The sequence below is a fragment of the Caballeronia sp. LZ032 genome, assembly GCF_031451315.1.
Taxonomy (GTDB): domain Bacteria; phylum Pseudomonadota; class Gammaproteobacteria; order Burkholderiales; family Burkholderiaceae; genus Caballeronia.
In genome coordinates this window covers 3,293,008-3,316,545 of record NZ_JARUXP010000001.1, presented here as the reverse complement: position 1 = coordinate 3,316,545, position 23,538 = coordinate 3,293,008, and the positions used below count along the sequence as shown (strand labels likewise).

The 23,538-nt window shown below is 59.0% G+C and carries 25 protein-coding genes; 17 read left to right on the top strand and 8 right to left on the bottom strand.

What is annotated here, in order from left to right:
- Positions 1-318 precede the first annotated feature (318 nt).
- The 4 genes from rpmH to yidC are packed head-to-tail and all read left to right on the top strand — an operon-like array spanning position 319 to position 3,082.
- On the top strand, positions 319-453 hold the full coding sequence (gene rpmH, locus QCE69_RS15560) for a 50S ribosomal protein L34 (RefSeq protein ID WP_006998755.1): 135 nt from the start codon (positions 319-321) through the stop codon (positions 451-453).
- Between the two features lie 56 nt (positions 454-509).
- Positions 510-1,013: a ribonuclease P protein component gene (rnpA, locus tag QCE69_RS15555; RefSeq protein ID WP_309912839.1), complete on the top strand. Its 504-nt coding sequence runs from the start codon at positions 510-512 to the stop codon at positions 1,011-1,013.
- A 57-nt stretch (positions 1,014-1,070) separates the two neighbouring features.
- Positions 1,071-1,406, top strand: a complete 336-nt coding sequence (gene yidD, locus QCE69_RS15550) for a membrane protein insertion efficiency factor YidD (RefSeq protein ID WP_309811770.1) — start codon at positions 1,071-1,073, stop codon at positions 1,404-1,406.
- 8 nt (positions 1,407-1,414) lie between these two features.
- Positions 1,415-3,082, top strand: coding sequence for a membrane protein insertase YidC (gene yidC / locus QCE69_RS15545; RefSeq protein WP_309931487.1), 1,668 nt, complete (start codon positions 1,415-1,417; stop codon positions 3,080-3,082).
- Positions 3,083-3,161: 79 nt separating this feature from the next.
- Here the strand turns inward: yidC and QCE69_RS15540 are convergent, their stop codons facing one another.
- Entirely contained in the window at positions 3,162-3,596 is a 435-nt protein-coding gene (locus QCE69_RS15540) for a hypothetical protein (protein ID WP_309931485.1), read from the bottom strand.
- Between the two features lie 191 nt (positions 3,597-3,787).
- Entirely contained in the window at positions 3,788-4,204 is a 417-nt protein-coding gene (locus QCE69_RS15535) for a transcriptional regulator (protein WP_309931484.1), read from the bottom strand.
- A gap of 307 nt (positions 4,205-4,511) precedes the next feature.
- Here QCE69_RS15535 and mnmE point away from each other — a divergent pair, with 307 nt between their 5' ends.
- Positions 4,512-5,900 (top strand): tRNA uridine-5-carboxymethylaminomethyl(34) synthesis GTPase MnmE, encoded by a 1,389-nt coding sequence (gene mnmE / locus QCE69_RS15530; protein ID WP_309919502.1) that lies wholly within the window; start codon positions 4,512-4,514, stop codon positions 5,898-5,900.
- Between the two features lie 2 nt (positions 5,901-5,902).
- On the opposite strand, the gene QCE69_RS15525 is transcribed toward mnmE, so the two are convergent.
- Both QCE69_RS15525 and QCE69_RS15520 read right to left on the bottom strand, forming a co-directional pair.
- On the bottom strand, positions 5,903-6,373 hold the full coding sequence (locus tag QCE69_RS15525; RefSeq protein ID WP_309931483.1) for an SgcJ/EcaC family oxidoreductase: 471 nt from the start codon (positions 6,371-6,373) through the stop codon (positions 5,903-5,905).
- Positions 6,370-6,996 carry a LysE family translocator gene (locus tag QCE69_RS15520; RefSeq protein WP_309931482.1) on the bottom strand — a complete coding sequence of 209 codons (627 nt, stop codon included), beginning with the start codon at positions 6,994-6,996 and terminating at the stop codon, positions 6,370-6,372. Before QCE69_RS15520 ends, QCE69_RS15525 begins: the two co-directional genes overlap by 4 nt.
- Positions 6,997-7,397: 401 nt before the next feature.
- On the opposite strand from QCE69_RS15520, the gene sap1 reads away from it, so the two are divergent.
- Together sap1 and QCE69_RS15510 are read left to right on the top strand one after the other, a co-directional pair.
- A complete protein-coding gene (gene sap1, locus QCE69_RS15515) occupies positions 7,398-7,742 on the top strand; it encodes a surface attachment protein Sap1 (protein ID WP_309811190.1) in 345 nt (114 codons plus the stop codon).
- A 257-nt stretch (positions 7,743-7,999) separates the two neighbouring features.
- Positions 8,000-8,542, top strand: a complete 543-nt coding sequence (locus QCE69_RS15510; RefSeq protein ID WP_309811187.1) for a YaeQ family protein — start codon at positions 8,000-8,002, stop codon at positions 8,540-8,542.
- Here the strand turns inward: QCE69_RS15510 and QCE69_RS15505 are convergent.
- Complete coding sequence (locus QCE69_RS15505; RefSeq protein WP_309931480.1) at positions 8,532-8,963, bottom strand: VOC family protein; 432 nt, start codon at positions 8,961-8,963, stop codon at positions 8,532-8,534. The two genes, QCE69_RS15510 and QCE69_RS15505, sit on opposite strands and share 11 nt — an antisense overlap.
- A gap of 266 nt (positions 8,964-9,229) precedes the next feature.
- Between QCE69_RS15505 and QCE69_RS15500 the strand changes: the two genes are divergently transcribed.
- Positions 9,230-9,805: a cytochrome b/b6 domain-containing protein gene (locus tag QCE69_RS15500; protein WP_309931479.1), complete on the top strand. Its 576-nt coding sequence runs from the start codon at positions 9,230-9,232 to the stop codon at positions 9,803-9,805.
- Between the two features lie 115 nt (positions 9,806-9,920).
- On the opposite strand, the gene QCE69_RS15495 is transcribed toward QCE69_RS15500, so the two are convergent.
- Together QCE69_RS15495 and QCE69_RS15490 are read right to left on the bottom strand one after the other, a co-directional pair.
- Positions 9,921-10,145: a hypothetical protein gene (locus tag QCE69_RS15495; RefSeq protein WP_309931477.1), complete on the bottom strand. Its 225-nt coding sequence runs from the start codon at positions 10,143-10,145 to the stop codon at positions 9,921-9,923.
- Between the two features lie 71 nt (positions 10,146-10,216).
- A complete protein-coding gene (locus QCE69_RS15490; protein WP_309931474.1) occupies positions 10,217-11,230 on the bottom strand; it encodes a hypothetical protein in 1,014 nt (337 codons plus the stop codon).
- 460 nt (positions 11,231-11,690) lie between these two features.
- Here QCE69_RS15490 and QCE69_RS15485 point away from each other — a divergent pair, with 460 nt between their 5' ends.
- From QCE69_RS15485 to QCE69_RS15475, 3 genes are all read left to right on the top strand, one after another.
- Positions 11,691-13,208: a PAS domain S-box protein gene (locus QCE69_RS15485; protein WP_309931472.1), complete on the top strand. Its 1,518-nt coding sequence runs from the start codon at positions 11,691-11,693 to the stop codon at positions 13,206-13,208.
- Positions 13,209-13,427: 219 nt separating this feature from the next.
- A complete protein-coding gene (locus tag QCE69_RS15480) occupies positions 13,428-13,610 on the top strand; it encodes a CsbD family protein (protein ID WP_309931665.1) in 183 nt (60 codons plus the stop codon).
- A gap of 71 nt (positions 13,611-13,681) precedes the next feature.
- Positions 13,682-13,930 (top strand): CsbD family protein, encoded by a 249-nt coding sequence (locus QCE69_RS15475; protein WP_309919480.1) that lies wholly within the window; start codon positions 13,682-13,684, stop codon positions 13,928-13,930.
- Positions 13,931-13,988: 58 nt separating this feature from the next.
- Here the strand turns inward: QCE69_RS15475 and QCE69_RS15470 are convergent, their stop codons facing one another.
- Positions 13,989-14,225 carry a DUF3072 domain-containing protein gene (locus QCE69_RS15470; protein WP_309931471.1) on the bottom strand — a complete coding sequence of 79 codons (237 nt, stop codon included), beginning with the start codon at positions 14,223-14,225 and terminating at the stop codon, positions 13,989-13,991.
- A gap of 1,068 nt (positions 14,226-15,293) precedes the next feature.
- Between QCE69_RS15470 and QCE69_RS15465 the strand changes: the two genes are divergently transcribed.
- The 6 genes from QCE69_RS15465 (at position 15,294) to brxC (ending at position 23,538) form a co-directional block, all read left to right on the top strand.
- Complete coding sequence (locus tag QCE69_RS15465) at positions 15,294-16,652, top strand: integrase family protein (RefSeq protein WP_309931468.1); 1,359 nt, start codon at positions 15,294-15,296, stop codon at positions 16,650-16,652.
- Between the two features lie 578 nt (positions 16,653-17,230).
- Positions 17,231-17,683, top strand: a complete 453-nt coding sequence (locus QCE69_RS15460; RefSeq protein WP_309931466.1) for a hypothetical protein — start codon at positions 17,231-17,233, stop codon at positions 17,681-17,683.
- Positions 17,684-18,029: 346 nt separating this feature from the next.
- Positions 18,030-18,530, top strand: coding sequence for a BrxE family protein (locus QCE69_RS15455; protein WP_309931464.1), 501 nt, complete (start codon positions 18,030-18,032; stop codon positions 18,528-18,530).
- A 2-nt stretch (positions 18,531-18,532) separates the two neighbouring features.
- Entirely contained in the window at positions 18,533-19,321 is a 789-nt protein-coding gene (locus QCE69_RS15450; RefSeq protein ID WP_309931462.1) for a BrxA family protein, read from the top strand.
- Positions 19,302-19,877 (top strand): BREX protein BrxB domain-containing protein, encoded by a 576-nt coding sequence (locus tag QCE69_RS15445; protein WP_309931461.1) that lies wholly within the window; start codon positions 19,302-19,304, stop codon positions 19,875-19,877. The genes QCE69_RS15450 and QCE69_RS15445 overlap by 20 nt, the downstream gene beginning before the upstream one ends.
- Positions 19,864-23,538 carry a BREX system P-loop protein BrxC gene (gene brxC, locus QCE69_RS15440; protein WP_309931459.1) on the top strand — a complete coding sequence of 1,225 codons (3,675 nt, stop codon included), beginning with the start codon at positions 19,864-19,866 and terminating at the stop codon, positions 23,536-23,538. Before QCE69_RS15445 ends, brxC begins: the two co-directional genes overlap by 14 nt.

Here is a 23,538-nt window from a genome sequence, read left to right as displayed (position 1 = left end):
CTCCGGAGCCTTACGCCGCAAGGGTTTGCGGGCGGACAGCGAGCCGAAGCAGCAGGCGGATATTTGGGAGTAAGGCGAGATTCTAACGCCAAAAGAGACTGGCGCGCGAGTTATCCACAGGGACACATCAGGGTCCCGGAAGCATGAAAAAGCGGCCGGCGCGCGCCTCGCGTGCTGCTAACCTATTGACGGTCAAGTGAAAAGCAGTTTAAATAGCGGGTTCCGCGAAAACAGAATTCCTGAACCTCCGGCCATCGCGCTTGCAGTGACCACACTGGAGCCAAGCCCGCGCGGTCAATCAACTCAAGTGAGAGCACCATGAAACGTACTTACCAACCTTCCGTGACGCGCCGCAAGCGCACCCATGGCTTCCGCGTCCGCATGAAGACCGCGGGTGGCCGCAAGGTCATCAACGCTCGTCGCGCGAAGGGCCGCAAGCGCCTGGCAGTCTGAGTCTGCTGGCACTGCCGCAGATGGCCGCTCGCGGCGCTTCTGCCGACGAGCCGCTCATGCGCCGCACAGAAGTCTTGAATCAGGACATCGTTCAGTTGCCGGCGCAGGCCACGTTCCCCAAGGCCGCAAGGCTGCTGAAAACGGATGAGTTCTCATCCGTTTTTCGTTTGCGCCCCTGGCGACGCTCGCCGCACTTCGTCCTGTACGGCAAGCCAACGGGTCATGCAGCACGGCTCGGGCTAGTCATCGGCAAGAAGCAGGCGCCGCGCGCCGTCACGCGCAACCTGGTCAAACGGCTGGCGCGCGATGCGTTCCGGTTGCGGCGCGAACAGCTGAGCGGCTTCGACATTCTCGTGCGGCTGCATTTGAAGATCGACCGCAAGGCCATGCCGAGCGCGAGTTCTCCGCCGCTTCGGGCGCTCATCGGTCAGGAACTGGAAGCCTTGTTCGACCGTGCGGTACGCGAAGCAGCGCGCCGTTCGGCCGATTCCGTGACGGAGCCGCCCAAGGCGCCCGCCGTCGACGATTCATCCGGCCCGAGCAGTTCACCCGGGTCATGAAGCGCAGATGCGCCAGGGTTCGTCTCCGTGACGAACCCGGCGCGCAGCGCGAAGCTTATGCAAACGGCACTCCTCGCGTTGTTGCGCTTCTACAAGCTTGCTGTGAGCCCCCTGCTCGGCAACCGCTGCCGCTTTTATCCTTCCTGTTCCGACTACGCACGCGAAGCAATCCAGTATCATGGCGCCGCGCACGGCACGTATCTCGCCGTTAAACGGCTCTGCCGCTGCCATCCTTTCTCGGCCGGCGGCATCGATCTCGTGCCGGCTCCTCCGGGGCACGTCGGCGAACCCGACAAGCCAGCTTCGCAACCGGATTCCGCATCGTCGGACCCGTCCGCGCGCAACAAGCTTTCAACACTAAACGGCGCTGAAGCGCTTTCCGATCGACACTGAGACAACGCATGGATATCAAACGCACCGTCCTATGGGTCATCTTCTTCGTGTCAGTTGTCTTGCTGTTCGACAACTGGCAACGGGACCATGGGCGCCCGTCGATGTTCTTCCCGAGCGCGACGCAGCCGGCCAAGACCGCCGCCAACCCCGCACCCGGATCGGCGACGCCGGGCGCACAGCCCTCCGAACTGCCGAACGCACCGGCCGGCGCCGCGCCCGGCACGACGACGCCGCCCGCCACGGCCCAGGCGCAGGTCGTCAAGTTCTCGACGGACGTGTACTCGGGTGAAATCGACACGCGCGGCGGCACGCTCTCGAAGCTGGCGCTGATGAAGGAAGGCGACGGCAAGCAGCCGAACCTCTACATCACCCTGTTCGATCACACCGCGAACCACACCTATCTGGCGCGCACCGGCCTGCTCGGCGGCGACTTCCCGAACCACAACGACGTCTTCACGCCGATTCCCGGCCAGACCTCGCTGACCGGTGACGAGAAGACGCTGAAGATCGCGTTCGAATCGCCGGTGAAGGGCGGCGTGAAGGTCATCAAGACCTACACGTTCACGCGCGGCAGCTATGTGATCAACGTCGATACGAAGATCGAGAACGTCGGCACGACGCCGGTTTCGCCGGCCGTGTACATGGAACTGGTGCGCGACAACACGCCGGTGGAAACGCCGCGCTTCTCGCACACGTTCATCGGGCCGGCGGTCTATACGGATCAGAAGCACTTCCAGAAGATCGACTTCAGCGACATCGACAAGAAGAAGCAGGACTACGTCAACTCCGCCGACAACGGCTGGATTGCGATGGTCCAGCATTACTTCGCGTCGGCGTTCATTCCGCAACAGGGCGTGAAGCGCGACATCTACGTCGAGAAGATCGATCCGGATCTGTACCGCGTCGGCGTCAAGCTGTCCGCGCAGACGATCGCGCCGGGACAGAGCGTCAACGTCGATGCCCGCCTCTTCGCCGGTCCGGAAGAAGAGCGCATGCTCGAAGGCATCGCGCCGGGTCTCGAGCTGGTGAAGGACTACGGCATGGTGACGATCATCGCCAAGCCGCTGTTCTGGCTGCTGGAGAAGATCCACAGCTACGTCGGCAACTGGGGCTGGGCGATCGTGCTGCTCACGCTGCTCATCAAGGCGGTGTTCTTCCCGCTGTCGGCGGCGAGCTACAAGTCGATGGCGCGCATGAAGGAAATCACGCCGCGCATGCAGCAGATCCGCGAGCGCTTCAAGGGCGATCCGCAGAAGATGAATGCGCAGCTGATGGAGCTGTACAAGACCGAGAAGGTGAATCCGTTCGGCGGCTGTCTGCCGGTCGTGATCCAGATTCCGGTGTTCATCTCGCTGTACTGGGTGCTGCTGTCGTCGGTGGAAATGCGCGGCGCGCCGTGGATTCTGTGGATTCACGATCTGTCGCAGCAGGACCCGTACTTCATCCTGCCGGTGCTGATGGCCGTCTCGATGTTCGTGCAGACCAAGCTGAACCCGACGCCGCCGGATCCCGTGCAGGCCAAGATGATGATGTTCATGCCGATTGCCTTCTCGGTCATGTTCTTCTTCTTCCCCGCCGGCCTGGTGCTGTACTACGTGGTGAACAACGTGTTGTCCATCGCCCAGCAGTACTACATCACGCGCATGATGGGCAAGAACCGCAAGAAAGCGGCGTAAGCGCGCTGTCGCGATTGCATGTGAGAACGCCCGGCTTGCCGGGCGTTTTTTATTTGGGTGATGGCTTGTTGGCGATGAATCAGAGACGCTTGTCCACGATTGCGCGCAGTGTGCGGATGACCTGCTGCGCTTCGTCGATCAGCGCGAGCGCTTGCGCACGGGGCTCGCGAGCTCCGTAGGGTGCGGGAGGCTGTGCGGCTTCCAGTTGCGTCGGCGAAGTGGGGTCTTCATTCTCCCAACCTACGAGCCACGCCTTGGATTTACCGACGAGCCTCACCAGAAGTTCAAAGTTCTGCGGCGACGGCAGACTTTCCCCGTTGATCCATGCTTGTGCAGTTGCCGGCCGGATCGCAACGCCGAATAATCTCAGCCATACATACGCGAGATCCGTTCCACTGCTTACGTTGAACGGCCGTCGCTTGAACGCCGGCAGTCGCCGAAGTTCGGGCTGCACCTTGGTAAGCGCCAGTTCAATGCGCCGCGCAAAAAGCTGAAGGTCGATATAGCGTTTCATGGACGAAAGGTTCGCGCAAAACCTCGGACGCGCGAGCAATCAGGCACTGAGCGATTCCAAGCGGCTACCGTTTCTCCGGAGCCGTGCCATCGGACTCGAAGCCGCGTGCAGCAAGCGAAGCGAGCGGACCAAAGCCCTCCCCGGATTTATCCTAATTTCTTAAAACTTTGCCCAAAGAGGGGATCGGAAGCTCACCGCTTCATCGACCCATAGAACTGCTCGATAAGTTCTTCGAGCAAATACCGATGATGCGGCGACAGCGACTCGATCTTGGTCACCAGCTCGAGCGTCTCGCCCGACGCCGGATATTTCTCGTCACGGGCCAGCGGCTTGGGCGGACCCTTCGGACTGCCGCTCGGCGGCGGGCCGTAGTGCAGCCAATGCTGATCGACCTTGAACCATTCCGAAAGCGTCTTCAGCTTGTCGGCGGTTGGAATCGACCGCGCGGTCAACCATTTGTGCGCCGTCTGAGGCGAAACCGATTCGCCCCGGTAACGCAGATTGAAATGCAATGCGAGATCGGTCGCGCCGCGCATCTTTTCAGGTGCGCGGGTCATCGAGAATTTCAGCCGCTCAGAAAAATCGGCCTTTTCTTGTGGTGTAGGCATGACCGAATTGTGCGAAATATCCGCTGACTACAAGTCAACCAGTTACGCTATATATGGCTTGTTTCATCCGCATTTATCTTGCTCACGTTGATCAAATTACTGCTTGTCGCCAACATCATTTCATCAACAATGCCTTTCATTGTTGACTTATACGCCGATCCGCTCGTCAGTGCGGCCTGGTGGAGCGATACAGTCGAGTATCTCAAATAAGATAGCGCAAGAATCGTCCTATTGACACGGCAAGTGGTCCGGATTTGTCGTCGCGATACAATGCGCGCACCCTTCATCCCCCGTTTTGACTGCCGTCATGTTGAGCAACGACACCGATCCGATCGTCGCAATCGCCACCGCGCCCGGACGTGGCGGCATTGGAGTGGTGCGGCTGTCGTTAGGACGAGCGGGGGCGTCGGCGGCGCAGCAGGCGATGCTCGCGCTGTGCGGCGAAACGCTGTCGCCGCGGCATGCGAGCTACGTGCCGTTCCTGGATGCGGGCGGCGAGGCGCTCGATCGCGGCATCGCGCTTTACTTCCCTGCGCCGCACTCGTACACGGGCGAGCACGTGCTCGAATTGCAGGGGCACGGCGGGCCGATCGTGCTGCAACTGGTGCTGCAGCGCGCGATCGAAGTGGGCCGGGCGTTCGGCCTTCGGCTGGCCGAGCCGGGCGAATTCACCCGGCGCGCGTTTCTGAACGACAAGCTCGATCTCGCCCAGGCCGAAGCCGTCGCGGACCTGATCGAAGCCAGTACTGAAGCGGCCGCGCGTTCAGCCGGGCGGTCGCTGGAAGGCGCGTTTTCACGTGAGATTCATGCACTCGTCGAGGACGTGATCAATCTGCGGATGCTGGTGGAGGCGACGCTGGATTTTCCCGAGGAAGAAATCGATTTTCTTGAAGCCGCCGATGCGCGCGGCAAGCTTGCGCGCATCCGTCAGCAACTCGACACGGTACTGGCCGACGCGCGCCAGGGTGCGCTGTTGCGCGAAGGTCTTTCGGTGGTGCTGGCGGGACAGCCGAATGTCGGCAAATCGTCGCTGTTGAATGCGCTGGCCGGCGCGGAACTCGCCATCGTCACGCCGATCGCCGGAACCACGCGCGACAAAGTGGCGCAGACGATTCAGGTCGAGGGCATTCCGCTGCATATCATCGACACAGCGGGTTTGCGCGAAACTCAGGACGAGGTGGAGCGGATTGGCATCGAGCGGACGTGGGGCGAGATCGAGCGTGCCGACGTGGTGCTGCACCTGCTCGACGCACGCGAGGGGTTGAGCGTGGCGGACCGCGACATTGCCGCCCGCTTTCCGCAGGGCGTGCCGGTCGTGCGGATCATGAACAAGACCGATCTGGCCGGCATGCCCGCCGCTGCGCACGATGCCGAAGGCCACATTCGCGTCGTGCAGCTCTCAGCGAAGAATGGCGACGGCATCGCGCTGCTGCGCGACGAATTGCTCAAGATCGCCGGCTGGCAGGCGGGCGCCGAGAGTGTCTATCTGGCACGCGAGCGGCATCTGATCGCGTTGCGCGAGGCTCGCGAACATCTCGCGCTGGCTGCGGGACACGCCGATCAACGGTCGCAAGTGCTCGATTTGTTTGCCGAAGAGCTGCGGTTAGGGCAGGAGAAGCTCAACGCAATTACCGGAGAGTTCAGCTCCGATGACCTGCTTGGCGTGATCTTCAGCCGCTTTTGTATAGGCAAGTAAGCTCACAGTCCGTGCGGCTTGCCGACTCCGCGCAGTTCTTCGCTGAGCCTTTCGCCCTCCTCCGGACGCCCGTGAAACGCTGCGGGCGTGTTCTGGAACATTTCGATCCGATACGCGCCGTCGCAGAGCGACAGCACCATGGTCTGGATGGCGTTCAGCTTCGGATCGAGCGCGGTGCCGCCGCGCGGCCACATGCCGGCGATCGCGCGCACGAGCAGCGTCTGCCCATTCGCCATGCGCCGCACTTCGCGCACTTTCGCGACAAAAAGCGGCGTTGGATGTTGTTCGAAGATGGACCGCAGGTGTGCTTCGATGCAGGCGCGGCCATCAACCTGACTGCCGTCGAACCCGACGAGGCTGCCGCGTTCGGTGAAGCGCGCCGCCAGCGCAGGAGCGTCCTGGCGGTTCCAGTCTTCCAGCAACCCGAAATACGCGCGGCGCGCAATCGTGCTCCAGTTATCCGCCTGGCTCATGCTGCCTTCTTCCATGCCGCGGCGAAGATGCCCGCGCCCATCAGGAGCGTTCCGCCGGTGCGATTCACGGCTCGCTGGACGGATGGCTTGCGAATCGCCTTGCGTGCGCCGGAAGCGAGCAGCGCGTACGCGAACGCGTTGGCTGCCGCCAGACCGACAAAGGTGGCTTCCAGAATCGCAATCTGCGACACGCTCGCGACATGCGGATCGACGAATTGCGGCACGAACGCCACGAAGAAGATGATGCTCTTCGGGTTGAGTGTCGTGACGGCATACGCGTGCGCGATGATGCGGCCCATGCGCACTTCGTCGGTGGGTTGAGCGGCGTCGGTATCAATGACCGGCGCTCGCCACAGCTTTATGCCCAGATAAACGAGATAGGCCGCGCCGATCCATTTGACGAGCATGAACAATTCGGCCGAGGCCGCGAGCAGCACGCCGAGTCCGAGCATCGACGCGGTCATCGCGGTGAGATCGCCCAGGGCAACGCCCAGCGTGGTCGCCAGCGCGAACTTGCGCCCGTGGCCTAGCGCGTATGAGACGACCAGCAACACGGTGGGCCCGGGGATCGCGACGAGAATCGCGGAGGCGATTGCAAACGGCAGCCATTGAGCAAGGGGCATTGCTTTCTCCTGAAGTCGAAGCGTCGATTTATCCATGAACGCACGAATGTGGCAATAGGCCGCCTGGCCAGCTTGACGGGTCGATGCGGTTGCGCTTGGCTGTCGACGCGCGAACGCACGCGAAATCGTGCAGTGCAATATTCATTACTTCGGGCGGTTTTCAGCGGCTTAACGCCGCAGTTCAAAAGCTTTCATTTCCGATTGGCCGCCTTTCAGGTTTTTTCGGTTAATTGCCGCGATTAGACGAAGCGATTTACCCACGCCGCGACATTCTGCCGTGTTGCGGACGCACACAAGTTGTGCTTGCAAGTTTTTCTTACTCCACTAGCATGACTTTTGCGGTCATCCGCTTTTAAATACGTAGCTAATTTCGAGTGATTAGTCGTTCGGAGGCTAAATATATGCAGAAACGCGCCAGTGCTCTTTTTGCAATGGTCGGCCTGTTCGCCATCGTGTCCACCGCGCAAGCCCAGGACAGCGTTGTTCAGCCTCAGCAGACATTCACCTTCCGGCCTAATTCGTATGGATGCTTGTCGAAAGACAAGTTTGATTCGGCCGATCAGCACCAGAAAGCCGGAGAGCATCAGAAGATGCAGCAGTATTTCGAAGGCTTCGAATGTATCTCGACGCCAGTCGATTCCCACTTCCGTGTATTACGCGTCGTCGGCCATGACGTCGAGTTTGTCAATGCGTCGAACAGCGATACGCAAGGGATGTGGACGGCAGATCGTTTCATCGATCAATAATCCGGTCTGTATTTCAATCGCATTTGATTTGTCCGGCGCGATTTTCTAATCGCGTCGGTTGGTGTGTTTTGCTTCGGATTTCAGCCTAAGTCTTCTTCTTTTCTCACGCGCCGGACTTTTTGGTGCGCGTGCGTCGTCACGTCTTCCCATTTCCCTCGGATTCCCCGCACAATACCGGTCGCGCGTGCTCGTGTGCGTCGCACCGACCGCTTTTGCTCACCTGATTCGCCGGCCGAGCAGCCGGCGCCCGACGCTGAATGGCTCTCAAATCCACCATCTATAAGGCAGAGCTTCAGATTGCCGACATGGATCGCCACTACTACGGCGATCACTCCCTGACCATCGCGCGCCATCCGTCCGAAACGGACGAACGCATGATGGTTCGCATTGCCGCCTTCGCGCTCTTCGCGAGCGAACGATTGGAATTCTGCAAGGGCCTTTCCGACACCGATGAGCCCGATCTCTGGCAGAAGGATCTCACGGGGCAGATCGAGACGTGGATCGAGGTGGGGCAGCCGGACGAACGGCGTATTGCCAAGGCGAGCGGCCGCTCGGGGCGTGTGATCGTCATTGCCTATGCCGGAAGGACGGCGGACATCTGGTGGCAAGGGGTGAAGGGCAAGATCGACCGATTGCGCAATGTGACGGTCTGGTCGCTCGAGGAAGGCGTCGGCGACGCGCTAGGCAAGCTGGCCGAACGGACGATGCGGCTGCAATTGATGATGCAGGATGGCGAGGCTTCGCTCGGTAGCGAGACGGCCGATGCGGTTGAGCTGCGGTGGAGCGTGCTTAAGGGGTGATCGGTTTGTCGGCTGACGCTTCAGGCGGTCCCTTGAGTTCGATCATGTTGCCTTCGGGGTCGAACAGGTAGAGGGAAGGGCCGAAGCCTTCTGCGCCGTAGCGGCGCGCTTCTTCGCCGATTTTCACGTTGTGGTTTTCCAGGTGGGCGCGGAGTGATTCGGCGTCGAAGGGCTCGACGCGGAGGCAGAGGTGGTCCATGTTGCGGCCGGCGCCTGGGTTGCCGCTGTCGGGTCGGTCGATTTTTGCGCCGACGCTCAGGAGGTCGATCAGAGAACGGCCTGCGCGCATCTGGATCAGGCCTAGGTCGCGCTGCTCCTTCTCGATCGGACAATTCAGCACCGTGCGGTAGAAGGTCACCATGTTGTCGAGGTCAGCGCAGCGGATCACGACGTGATCGATTTCGCGGATGGTGAAGGACATGGTGAGGCGCTCGCGGTGGGGTTGCGAGGGAGTTTAGCGCGGGGAGAGATGGGAATGAGAAAGGCTTGGCGGGTTAGGCCAAGCCTTCAGGATTCGTAGTCGAGGAGTCGAGCATCGGAACCCCCCCTTCCCGGCGTCATTTTTCCTAAAGGTAACGTCGCTAGTATCCAGCGAATTCGCGTAGGCTTTTCTCAGGCCATCAGCCTCAGATAGGCAGGCTGCGCATCCAACCGGTTCATGCAGTCTTTGCAACCTGAGGAGCATTAATGGCGAAGGCTCCCGCATTGCAGCGTCCGGCATATGACGTTGTCGCACGCACAATGCACTGGCTAACAGTCCTGTTGATCGCAATGCAATTTGTGATCGGCTGGACAATGCCGGACGTCCACAAAGACACACAGCCGGTTAATCTGATCGCGTGGCATCTTGGGGTGGGCGCGACGCTCGTCACCCTTATGGCGGTCCTGGTGATCTGGCGATTGACGCATCGGCCCCCGCCAGATGACCTGCCGCCGCTATTCAGCATCGTCTCGCGCGTAACGCATTTTCTCCTCTACACCGCCCTAGTGCTGGTGCCGCTGCTCGGCTGGATCAACGCATCCTCAGGAGGTTGGGCAGTCCGCTTGCTGAGCGTGGTGCCCTATCCAGCGCTGAGCGAACCAGGCTCGACATTCGGCCACGCAATGGGTCATGTTCACGGCATCCTCGCATGGGTACTCTTCGCTTTGATTGGACTGCTTGTCGTCGCAGCGCTGTTCCATCGTCACGTTCGAAGGGACCATGTGCTGCAAAGGATGCTCCCCCGCGCAGGGCTGTCGCATGATCCAGCTCGACACCGCTAGCGTCCGCAAAAGCCCAAATCGCACAACGAGCCGCATCCAATCCGCTTTGCAGATTCCGCATGCTCGAAGCCTCTCGATCAGTCACTCAGCGTCGAGACCTGCGCGCCTGCTGCAATTAGCTCAATGGCGCCGACGCGGCAGCGGCAGAAGCGGCCCTCGCTTCCTTGGCGGCTTTGTGGTGACCGACTGCGCAACCCAAAGCGGCGCCTGTCACACCATGGTGTCTTGCTACGTGTCCGACAACGCCGCCGACTGCGGCACTCTTGATGCATCCCTTGGCGAATGCGAGTGCCGCACAAAGCGCGGCGATCAGAACAAGTACGTAGAACATTTGCTTCATCGTTTGCGATCTGAACGGTCAGACACTTGCCGCATAGAAGGAAAACTCAACGCCTCAGATACGCTGCGATATCAGGCGCTCTCGGCCTGGTCGCGCTGTAGGGGAGGTTGATCGTTCTTGCGGACCCACCGCAGACCCAGCAGTCCGAACAGTGCCGAGATGGCTCCGCCCAACACCAGGACGAGTGCTGCCGCCCATGCGACATGACTCACGCTCGCCGACGCCGCGTTCCCGGCCTCACGCGCTTTTTGTTCGCCGACCTGCTTAAGAGATTGAATTTTTGCGATCGCTTGGTTGTAGGTTTGTTCGTAGTTGTCCGCGATTTGCTGCGCTTCGACCCGCGACTTTCCTGTGTGAGCAACGATGATATTGACAAGCGCGTCGCGATCCGCGGCGTTCATTGCCGGCTGTGCCTTCTGCTTAAGACGGTCGAGAAATTCCTGCAGGTCTGTCGATGCGCTCTGAGGGTTGGCAGCCGTCCTCTCCGCGCTCGACGCGCCATCTGCCGTTGCGGCGCTAGCGGCGGAAGCAAGTTGTGTCGGCGACAAAGCAGATTTCCCACTCTCCTGTAGCAGCGTCTTCAGATTATTCTCGAGGTCGCCCATTTGCGGTGTCAAGCCATTCTGGTCAAGCACTGCCTTGACACCCGACGCGACCGTTGGCGTCACCGCAGCGAGCCCCTGACCGGCTAACGATATTCCTTGCCCGGCGACGCCTGCAGCCGCACCGACGACGCCGCTCGCCGCGCTTGACACGAAATAGAGTGTCGCTAGCGTGGTCAATGCCCATGTCAGCATGCCGTGAAGCGCACCGTGCTGAGGAGCGGTGCGGCCCGCGAAGAACCCTCCGACCGCTAACGCCAGCAACGTAGACACACCTACCCATATACTCGCGGCAGTGCCAAATCCGCTGAACGGATTTCGGTTGGTGAGAGGATCGAAAGCGCCAGCGCCTATTGCTGTGCCGATCACCGCGAGAAAGAGGTATGTCATCAGAGCGACCACGAAGCCGACGAAGGCGGCGGACCACGAAATGTGCGGCAGGCGGCCGCGCTCTTCAGCGAACGTTGAATTAAACGTTTTCATTGATTCTCCTAAAAATTACGTGATAGCCGACCACACGCGGCGATGGAGCACGCCGCTCGATGTGGGCCTCCTCGCGGCAGGCAGGGCTAGTCGTCAACCCTGATCCAGTTTCTCCAGAGCCTTGCGCACCATCGGGTCGCCGCATGCGAGGAACTGTCCATTGATGGGCAAACCCACGAGCATGATCAGGAAGTCATCTTTCGTTGTTTGCCCGCTTGCTCATCCGCTCCTCGCTAACTCCTCGTCGCTTGCGAAGGTGCAGACAGAACGCAGCAGGGGTTCTCGCCAGACGTCATTCGCTTGGATGCAGAGTTTAGTGATCGAGCGAAAGGACGCCATGGTGCATCCGCATCAGTACAGATGAAGCATTTGCTTCTGGAAGGCGATGGTTTTCATGCTAAGACTGTCGAAGCGACCGAAGTGTCAGACAAGCGAAGCATAAGAAGAAGGGGAAAGCAAAATGAATCAACGTAAGGATGGGGCAGATCAAGACGCTCAGACGGCAGCCGACGACAAGGTCCTACGCAAGCAGACTGACCGGCGTCAACTGCATCAGATCATCAGTGGCTTGACCGAAGGTGTCATCCTGGTCGAGCCTGATCAGACCATCGTATGGGCGAATCAGGCAGCGCTGGAAATGCACGGCGTGACGGAATTGGCCGAGCTAGGCACCGATGTGACTGAATACCGCGAGCGCTTTCGCCTGCGATATCGAAACAATCATCCGGTCCTCCCGGGAAGCTACCCGCTCGACCGCGTGATTGCTGGCGAAGAATTCAGCGATGTCGTCGTTGAGGTCGAGCGCACGAACGCAAGCGACTCGCAGTGGGTTCATCGAATTCGAAGTCTCGTGCTCACCAATTCGGACGAAGAGCCGGACTGTCTGGCTCTGATCTTGCACGATGCCAGTGACTGGGCAAGTGCCGAACAACGTTTTGAGCGAACGTTCAATGCCAATCCCGCACCCGCGCTCATCTGCCGGCTGCAAGACCAACGCTATATCAAAGTGAATCAGGGCTTCCTCGAGATGACAGGCTACGTCAGGGAACAAGTGGTCGGTCGCTCTGTGCTTGAGCTTGATGTTTTAGAGGGTGCGGAGCGACGTGACCTTGGCATCGAGCGCATTCGACAAGGCGCGACAGTCCCCCAGATGGAAGCCGTGTTGCGGCTCCCGGAAGGCGCCACGAAGTTCGTCGTGGTCGCCGGTCAGCCAATCGAGATTGGCGACGAAGCCTGCATGTTGTTTACGTTCATGGATCTCGAACCTCGTCGCCGCGCCGAGACGGCGCTCAAACAAAGCGAGGAACGTTTCGAGCGGTCATTCCGCATGAATCCGGTACCGACGGTTCTCTACTCGTCGGAAGGAAGAATGACCCTCGACATCAATGAAGCGTTCACAACAACAACTGGATTCACCGCGGAACAGATCGTCGGCCGCCCAATTGATGAAACAGCGTTGTGGAAGAATGACGCTCACAGCAAGATCACGGAGCTGCTCGCGCAAACGGGCAGTATCCGGAACGTCGAATTCCAGATCGAAACGGCGAGCGGCGACATACTCAATTGCCTTGTCTCCGCAGAGCCTGTCACGATCCATGGAACAGATTGCGTATTGATTGCGTTGCTGGACATCACTGATCGAAAGCGCTCCGAAATGGAACTGGTCTCGGCCATTGAGACCGTGATGCAAGATGCCTCCTGGTTCAGCCGCACGCTCATCGAGAAGCTGGCTAACGTCCGCAAAGCAAATGCTCCTGACGCAGGAGCGCACCTGTCTGACCTGACTGCGCGTGAATGCGAGGTATTCAAACATCTGTGTCGTGGCTTGTCGGACAAGGAAATCGCCAAAGCACTCGAACTGTCTCATGCCACCGTGCGCAACCATGTCTCGACGATTTATGCCAAATTGGACGTGCATAGCCGCGCGGAGGCAATCGTCTGGGCTCAATCGCGAGGACATTTCGCGTCGGAGCGTTGATACGTCAGCGGCTTCGGCAGCAACGACTGTGAGCATTGGCGAGACGGTCCACGACTCGAAGACGGGCGGCATGCATTTGCATCACTCAGGCTAGTACAAACGAATCTGTTGTTGACCCCTGGCCAATGGCATGCTGACCGCATGAGACGTGATGAGCATCTCTTTGCGTCGAGAAAGCAGTGACCGACCATGCGCCGACCTTTTTTCAAGGAGAACATGATGGACAAACACCGTGTCGATGGGGCAGCCAAGCAAGTCAAGGGTTCCATCAAGGAAGCCATTGGCAAAGTGACCGGCGATCGCACGACGGAAGCCAAGGGTGCCGCAGAGAAGGCCGAAGGCAAGGTGCAAGCGAGTGTCGGCAAGGCTGCGGACAAGGTAAGAGACACGCTAAAGAAGTAACGGTCAGCAGTGTTGATCGCTGGCCGATTGCATCCACCCAGCGATCAGCTAATCATTGGCGAGGACAAAAAATGTTTGAAAGAACAGAAGGCACGATTCAGAAAGCTGCGGGCAAAGCTCAGGCAGCCCTCGGAGATGCGACAAACGACGCGTCGACTCAAGTTGAAGGGCTTGCGCGGCAAGCTGCGGGCGCTGCGCAGCAGACCTACGGCGAGGCACTTAGCACCGTTCGGCATGTCACCAAGGAGAATCCCGTCATAAGCCTGGGTTGCATCGCTGTCGCGGCCTTCGCGCTTGGAGCGCTCTGGGCGCGACGGTAGGCATTTTCTCTGACAGGTTGCTGCAGATGAGCTGCGAGGGGATCTGGTTGGGTTCGAACTACTGGCTGCCTCGTCCGGTCTTCTTTTGAAGTTCATCAATACGCCGCGAGGCGTCGGCTTTGTTCAATGTGTCGTCGAACTGTTCCTTTGCTTCTTCACAAAGCGTTTTCAGATACGACGCCTGAGCACCGGTCATAGGCTCGTTGCCCGTTGTCCAGTCTCCCGGGTCCTTTTCCGCGTTTGAGGTCGGATGCGATTTGGGGTTTTCTTGCGAGTCGTTAGCACTTTGTGTCATGAGGGATCTCCTTAAGCCTGGGTTCTGGCGCAATGACCGTGCCGGGGACAAACATCGAGAAGCTCGCCCAACGGACACACTGCAATTTCCCGCTTTGCTTTGCAGTTCCCTCATCTACTGCAGCGCAGATGAATGCGACGCGGGTTGTTGAAGCATGTCGTTCAGGCTCTCAGCGCTCATCATTTACCCAAGCGACCCATCATGCGTCTAACTGCTCCCTCTCCGATGTCTTTGGCGCCATCAGAGCCGATTGTCATCGCCACCTCCGATCGCCATCGAGAGCGCTGTGGGGTTCCTGATACAAAGTAAGTGATTCAGCGCAAGCGTTTCCTGCGCATCTCGCAGAGACTGCCGGCTTTCTGGCAAGGCATCACTGCCGCTTCTTCCACGCTGAAACGCACATCGGCCAAGCGCGCCGCTTCGCCAGACGTTCGCTTCTGGCGCTGCACTGAACATTCTCACATTCAAGTTGGGCGCTGTCGGTTCATCTGTTCGCAACCTGCCCAGGCGCAGCATTCATTGCCCTCCGAAACTCAAGCGCAGCACCCTTTAATCGCGCTTGCGATACCTTGGTTCGCAGCTGCGTGCGGTTCCTTTCGCCAAAGAGCAACGCGAAAGCAGCCCCACGGTGGCTACGAGATTCATAAGGAAACGCGCTAGGTCTTTGCTCGACGTATCTACAGAACCGGCAAGCATTAGCGACGGATACAAGCTACCCCCGCAAAAGCCCCAAAATGGTCGCCGATGACTCGCGATGTAATCGGATGACAATGGAAACAAAAAACCCCGCGAGCCTTGCTGGCTGCGGGGTTTCGGGACTTCATCGGACTTACAAGGAATGTTGGTTGGGAGGAGGAGGATCGAACTCCCGACCTTCGCATTGCGAATACGAACAAGTCGACATTTCTTGAGATATATCGACATTGATCTAATTTTGTAACTCATTGTATTTTAACGATTATACGGCCTCGCAGCTACCAATCGATATTGATCAACATACCTCCTCTGCCGCATAATCCGGTTACACAGCAGTTACACGGGATTGTCGGCTAAGAATAAGGGGGTGAGGTGGCGAAGGTAAATTTCACCGCGGCTCGCGTGGAAGCGCATCGCTGCGCCGAAGGTAAGTCTCAGTCGTTCCTCTGGGATAGCAAGACGCCAGGGCTGGGTTTGCGTGCCGCTGCGGGAGGCACCAAGGCCTACATCTTCCAAGGGAGGATTTATGGCTCGACGGTGCGGATCAGAATCGGCGATCCGAAGAGCTGGACTATCGACCATGCGCAGGAGCGAGCACGAAACCTCCAAACGCTTATCGACAGCGGCATTGATCCGCGAGAGCATCAGGCCGAGCAGAAGGCAGCGCATGAGGCTCGGCAGGCTGCCAAGCACCGCCACGATGTGACGGTCGTCGAAGCATGGGGACACTATCTCGAGCATCTTCGCACGAAGATTTCTCCGAAAACGAAAAGGCCTCGGTCTGAGAGATACATCCTCGACCACATCAACCTTTCGTCACCGGGCGGCGGCATCGCCAAACGAGGCGGCAAAGAAAAAGTACGCGGTCCATTGGCACCGCTGATGACGCGCAAGTTGTCCGAAATCACTGCAACCTGCATGGCGGACTGGCTCGAGGTCGAGATATCCCGAGGGCCGACGAATGCCGCTCACGCGTTTGGTCTATTCAAGGCTTTTGTTCGATGGTGCGACACCCACGAGACCTTCGCTGGAATTGTCGCCCCCGACGCCTACGCGTCTCCCAAGGTAAAAGGAATTCTGCCTCGGAGCGTCGCAAAGGACGACTGTCTTCAGCGCGAGCAGCTGTCCGTCTGGTTCAGCGCGGTACGTGGCATCGCCAATCCGGTCATCAGCGCATACCTTCAAGGCCTCTTGATTACCGGCGCCCGTCGAGAAGAGCTAGCCGCGCTGCGTTGGGAAGACGTGGACTTCCGCTGGCGCAGCTTGACCATGAACGACAAAGTTGAAGGCACTGGCGGCCGAACTATTCCGCTAACCCCATACTTGGCAAGCCTATTGCGGAATCTTCAGCGTCTCAACGAAACGCCCCCAAAAAAGCGCCAAGTCGCTCGTCTCGCTGAAAGGGGTGAACAGTGGAAGCCGTCCGAGTGGGTGTTCGCCAGTAAAACAGCGTCCGACGGGAGAATAGCCGAGCCGCGTCACGCGCACAATCGAGCGTTGGCGCCGACAGGCTTGCCTCACATTTCGCTGCATGGCCTGCGCCGATCATTCGGCACGCTGTCGGAGTGGGTGGAGGTTCCGGTGGGCGTTGTCGCTCAAATTCAAGGCCATAAGCCGTCCGCAATTGCAGAGAAACACTATCGGCGTCGCCCTCTCGATCTCCTACGTATGTGGCATGACAAGATTGAAGCATGGATGCTCGAGCAGGCGAAGATCAAGTTTGAGCCTTGAAATGATGTCACGTGGGCCGTTCAACTGCGGCCGGCCGTCGCAGAAAAGCTATCGCGACGACAGATGGGATCGCCTGCAACCGTCGTCGCCCATTCTCACTAGGCTATGCGCCTCTCTGCGTTGAACTCCGCGGCCTAAGCCGCAGTTTCCGGGAACAAGCGGACCTGAGATACGCTCCCGCCCAAAGATGCTCCAGTGGGCTTTTCGACGCTTCTGTCAGAAAAACGAGGATCGAACTCCCGACCGCAAAACAGGTAACCGTCCACCAAACCGAGAGGCCGGAGATGCCCCCAAAAGTGCCCCCAACTTTGATTCCCTGCCCCCCCACGTACCCACCAATTCGTTCGAGACCTCGGGCACATGGAACGTTTCCACATGCTGCCGGCGTCATGACCGCTTCCCCCGCAGCAAATTAGTCTGATTCTTAATCCGTAGGTCGAGTGTTCGAGTCACTCACCCCACCAAAGAATCAAGCACTTAGCCCGCCTTTTCGGCGGGCTTTTTGTTTTCTGCGGTTTTTTGCTGCAGTTACCGCGCATCATGCTGCCGCGACGCTAGATCTAATTTCGGAGAAGCGCATGGCATCAATCTACAAACGTGGCCCGGGTCAGTACAAGGTCATCATTCGCCGCACTGGCTACCCAAGCCAAACCCGAACTTTCGAGACCAAGACTCAAGCCGAAGCATGGGCGAACAAAGTTCAGTCCGAAATGAATGCAGGCACATTCCGTGACCGCCGGTCGCTCGCCGGCATCACGCTTTCCGACTCGCTGGCGACATACCATGAGAAAATCACGCCAACCAAGAGGGGCGCGACGGCCGAACGCAACCGCATCCGCCAGTTACAGTCCCACCCACTCGCCCAGCGCCCGATCACCTGTCTCCACGCATCTGACTTCGCCAGCTATCGCGATCAGCGCCTGGCCCAAGTCAGCCCGACCTCCGTCCGACTCGAACTCGCTCTGCTGTCGCACCTATACACCATCGCGCTAAAGGAATGGAGCGGGCCAGTCGTACACGAACTCCGATAGTGCGTGAGGTTGTCGCGCGTCTGAGAGCAACATTTCTGAGAACGTCACTGATGCGGTGCTGGCCGACAGCGGCAGATTTGCCGGCGACTCGAAGCCATCCTTGTCACCGACGGCCCGGTGCTGATCATCGCTGACCCGGGTTCCAAGACCATCACGTTTGTTGAACGCCTCGTCTAAGTCAGCTACGGAAATTCGCCTCGACACTCCCTTCAAACGAGCCTGCGCCGATTCTTTTATGCGATGCGCCCGTTAACTGCTGCTCGGCGGGAGCGGAATGTGGTTAATAATTACGGATCTGCCCCACGTCGGCCCCGCTAACAGATCAAACGAACCTACGAGAAATGAAATGGATGAAGCCTACCTGCAGACATTGCTGCAAATGAGGATGCTCGTCGGCTTCCTGGGCGAGCGCGCTCAGTTTGCATGGTGGCCAACGGCGTTCTATGAGGCATCAAGCAGGCTCTTCCTGGAGCCCGTCTTCTCGAAGACTTCCCGGCTCGCCCAGTACCACGGTGTGCTGGAAGCAGCCAGACGATTGCACGACGAACATTTGAGCGTAGGCAGCTACCACCTGTTCCGTTTACCCGAAGAGATCGAGCAGGACCTGCACTTGATCGTGCAAAGCCGCGTGGGCGAAGACATTGCCATCCAGGTCCCTCAAACCAAAGATGCGGCTCTGGACGCCTTGAAGCGTTCGGCCGCCAACGGCACCGCGTCCAGCGTCGGGCCGACGGCTGTCGGAAACATCAAGGATCTCGATTCCGCCGATGTCTTGAATGCTATCGCGGGCTCCTACCTATCGGCTTTCACACAGAACGCCTACATCTATCCGTATCTTGCGGAGTAGTCGTGATTAAGCAAGTAAAGTACGACACAAATCTGGCCATGGGGTTGGGCCTGATCAATGAGACGAAAATTTTGCTGGAAGTTTGGGCGCCACGTACCGATGCTGACGAACTCTATAAAAAGGTTCTCGGGTTAGGACTTTTTTCGAACGTTTCTGCCTACCGTTTGAGGAACATTGTTGTTAGATGCTTTGCCAATCGGTACCTAGCGAAGAGCGGGCGGGCGGCGGCAGATTTAAGGCGTCTCTTGCCGAATCTGACGCAACCTGAAATTGCGCAACTTTTTTTTATTTATACCTGTCGCGCTAACCCAATACTTGCTGACTTTGTTAGAACTGTGTACTGGGGCAGCTACGAGTCCGCAGTCGACGTGGTTACTAAAGAAAATGCCGAGAAATTTATTCGACGCGCGATCGACGATGGCAAGACCCCTTCTCGCTGGGCAGAGGGTCAGATAGTGCGAATGGGCCGCTATTTGACAGGATGTTGCTCAGATTTTGGTTTGCTCGGCGGAGCGTCGACCAAGGGGCGGCGCATCGTCCCGTTCCGCATCTCACCAAGCGTGGCCGCATACCTTGCCTACGAGCTGCACTTTTCCGGCGTCGGTGATAATGCCCTGCTGACACACGAAGACTGGCAGCTATTTGGCCTAGCGCGCGAAGACGTGCTGGATGAGATCAAGCGGCTTTCGCTGAAGGGATTGCTCATCGTCCAAGCGGCTGGTGATGTGATCCGAATCAGCTGGAAACAACAAGACATGGAGGCGCTCTGCGATGTCCTCACTCAAAGCTGACTTCGACGAACTGCGGGAGCGCATCCGGCAAGGGCGCGAACTCGGCCATGCGAGCTTCGAGCCGATTTACTACCTAGTCTTTTCCCCCGAACAGATTCTCGAGGTGAAGCGACAGACGCCCGCCTGGGCGGCCAAGCTCCACCAGGAAGGGTGGGAAGTGCATACGTTCTCCATCACAGAACAGATCTGGGCGTTGCTCAAAGATGACCCGTTATGGCCACTCTGCGTGATGGAAGACAAATCTGCTCCGCTCGACTGGCCGCGCACCAATAAGTCATTGGCGGACATCCTGACGGCGGACGACGGCCTACTGAAACTTCTGGAGGATGCCCTGCAGCCGCTCGAAGGACAGCAGAATGCGCTGCTATTGGTGACGGACCTGGAAGCGCTGCATCCATTTTTGCGGATCGGTGCCATCGAAAGTCAGCTCCAAGGTAAGTTTCACGTACCGACGATTTTTCTGTACCCCGGCGTGCGAACCGGCAAGACGCGCCTGAAGTTTCTCGGCTTCTACCCGGAAGACGGTAACTACCGATCCGTCCATGTCGGCGGCTGAACAGATAAAAGAACCCCAGAATAAACCTATGACCATCCGATCACTTTTCGACCCAAGCAAGGACATCTACCGGACCATCGAGAAGGTCATCACCTATGGCGCCTCGCAAGAGGGCCGCCTGAAGGCCGAGATCTCCGAGTACGTGGTCACCGAGAGCATTGAGGACCAGTTCCGCAAGCTCCTTGATCGCATGCAGTTGGCGATGGAGTCAGGTGGCGAGAATGAGATCGGTGTCTGGGTCTCGGGCTTCTACGGGTCAGGTAAGAGCTCGTTCACGAAGTATCTCGGCCTGGCGTTTGATGATCAACGCAGCATCGACGGTACGCCATTCATCAGGTACCTGCAGGACCGCCTCCACAAGCCGCAAACAAAGGCCTTGCTGAGTACCGTGGCACAGCGGTTCCCGGCCGCCGTGGTCATGCTGGACCTTGCTAGCGAAATGCTCGCCGGCGCCACGATGGAAGACGTCTCCACCGTCCTCTATTTCAAAGTGCTGCAGTGGGCAGGTTATTCGAGAAACCTCAAGGTTGCCGCCTTCGAACGCATGATCGAGAAGGACGGCCGCACGCCCGAGCTTTATGAGCGCATTGCCGATGCGCTGCCCGGTGCGACCTGGGCGCGCGTTCAAAACAATCCACTGGCCATCGACGGGCTGATTCCGAAGATCGCCCACCAGATGTACCCAGCGCTCTTTCCGGAAGCCAAGTCCTTCTCGTCCAGCACCGAGGGCTTCTTCCAGTTCGAAGACCAGCGTGTGCAGGAGATGATCGACATCGTCCGCGAGAAAAGCGGCAAGCAAAACATCATCTTCATCGTCGACGAAGTCGGCCAGTATGTCGCCTCGCGTGACAACCTGATCCTCAACCTCGATGGCTTGGCCAAGAACCTCAAGCGGCTGGGCAACGGTAAGGCCTGGGTCATCTCTACGGCGCAGCAGACGCTTACTGAAGATGACCCCCGTGCAGCGCTGAACTCGGACAAGCTCTATAAGCTCAAGGATCGTTTCCCGATCCAGATCGACCTGGAATCGAGCGATATCAAAGAGATTTGCTATCGCCGACTGCTCGGTAAATCGCCGACCGGCGAGACAGCGCTTGGCAAGCTGTTCGATGCCCACGGCCAAGCGCTGCGGCACAACACCAAGCTGCAGGACGCCAAGTACTACGACGCGGACTTCAGCAAGGAAAGCTTCACCAATCTCTACCCATTCCTGCCGGCTCACTTTGACATTCTGCTTCACCTGCTAGGTGCCCTAGCCAAATCCACCGGTGGCATCGGTCTGCGCTCTGCGATCAAGGTGATCCAGGACGTCCTCAAGGGCGAAGGCGGCTCAAAGGCGATGGCCGATCAGCCAGTAGGCTGGCTCGCCACCACTGTCACGTTGTACGACGAGCTGGAGAAGGACATCCGTCGTGCGTTTACCTCCATTCACCAGGCGGTCGGCAAGGTTCAGATTCGCTTCCCGGATTCGCAACTCCATCAGGATATCGCCAAGTCCGTTGCCGTGTTGCAGATCCTCGGCAATTTGCCGGTGTCAGTGCAGAACGTCGCTAGTCTGATGCACCCATCCGTCACTGCGCCATCGCATGTCGACACGGTTCACAAGGCCGTGGAAGAAATGTTGGGTGACGTCCATGTGCCGCTCGGTGAGAAAGATGGCAACCTCGTCTTCCTCAGCGAGAAGCTGCGCGACATCGAACAAGAGCGCGGCGCCATTGCTCTGCGTACCGTGGATGTGAAGCGCATCTTCAATGATGCGCTTCGTGAATCATTCGACCCGCCCCCCCGCGTCAGCCTCCACGGCACGATGGCCGTCGCTACGGGCTTGAAGGTCCAGGCAGGCAGCGCCATCACCAGCCTGGCCAGTGATCAGAGCACCATCCAAACCGTCGTGGAGCTGGTGCATGCCAGCGACTACGAGGCCGCCAAGAACCGCATGCTGGACGACTCCCGCAGCCGCGCGGGGCGCAACATCATCGGGCTGTTGGCCCGGTCCAACCCCGAGTTGGACGACCTTGCCAACGAAATCTATCGCTGCCAACGCATCGCCGAACTGCACCGCAACGAGCCCGACCAAGAGGTCAAGGACTACTGTACTGGCCAGCTCGACCGCGCCGCCAAGCTCGCGACCCACCTCCAGAGCAAGATCAAGCAAACCCTGCAGGCCGGCTCGTTTGTTTTCCGTGGCCAGGCGACGGCAGTATCGGCGCTGGATGCCGACCTGCTGGAAGCGGCCAAGAAGCTGCTCTCCGATGTGGCTGACCAGGTGTTCGACCGCTACGTCGAAGCCCCGGTGCGCGCCGGCACTGACACCGCCGAGAAATTCCTAAAGGTCGCCAACCCCGCCGCCATCAGCAGCAGCGTGGACCCACTTGGCCTGGTGCAGACGGCTGCGGGTCGCGCCTCGTTCAAGACCGATCACAAGGCGGTAATCAGCATCCGCGACTACATCGACAAGCGCGGCACGGTCGATGGCAAGCGCCTGCTCGACGACTTCAACAACGACCCATTCGGCTGGTCGCCAGATACAACGCGCTACATCGTCGCCGCCATGCTGATGGCCGGTGAAATCAAGCTTAAAGTTTCGGGGCGAGAAGTAACTGCCGCAGGCCAGCAGGCGATCGACGCCCTCAAGACCAACAACTCCTTCAAACAGATCGGCGTCGCGCTTCGCGACGAGCGCCCGTCCATCGAAACCCTCGGGCGGGCGGCAGAGCGGCTCACCGAACTGGTCGGAGACATGGTCATTCCGCTGGAGCAGGAGATCAGTAAGGCAGCAGCCAAGCACTTTCCGCGCTTCCAGCACGACTACGGCTCCTTGGCCGAAAAGCTCAGTGGCCTCGGGCTGGCGGGCAGCGACCGCATCCGCACCTTGAATCAGGACATTGCCGACGTCCTGTTCACCGATGCGTCGGACGCACCCCAGCGCCTGGGCGCCGAAACCTCCGCCATTTACGACAACATCAGGTGGGCGCTCGAAGTGAAGCGCGTGCTCGACAACGGGCTCGATGCCACGCTGCGGGATCTTCAAGCCCATCGCCGCGACATCGAAGCCTTGCCCGACACCGGTGTTCCGGGTGAGTTGCGCCGCGAAGTGAGCGAAGACCTGGGAACCTTGTCAGAGCGCTTGGGCAAAGAGGACTTCTACAAGCATGTCGCCGACTTTAACTCTCAGCTCACCCACCTGAAAGGGCGCGTGCGTGATGCGGTCATCACCCTGTCAGAACAGCAGAAGCTGCGTTTGAGGGAAGGCGTCGAGGACTTGCAGCGCATCCCCGAATGGGACGAACTCACCCAAGAAGAGCGTGGCAACGCAGTGAACCGGCTGGATGGGCTCGCTCTGGCAGCCACCCACAATCTGGCCGGACTCAAGAAGCTCCTGGCCCGCGACTACGACATCAACAGCACGCTCGAAGAGCTCAAGCGCTCCATCCAGCGGCAAGGCCAGGAACGCCTTCGCCAGCGTATGGAGGAAGAGCGGGCCAAGACCGGCGAGAAAGGCCCGGCCAAACTCTCCAAGTCGATCTCCGTACCAGCGAAGATCACATCGGCCGCGGACATCGACTCGTTGATCCAGCAGCTCCATGAAATCAAGGCGCAGCTCGGCCTCTACTCTCAGATCGAAGTGACGTTCTCGGTAGGTAACGGAGGCGAGAAGTAA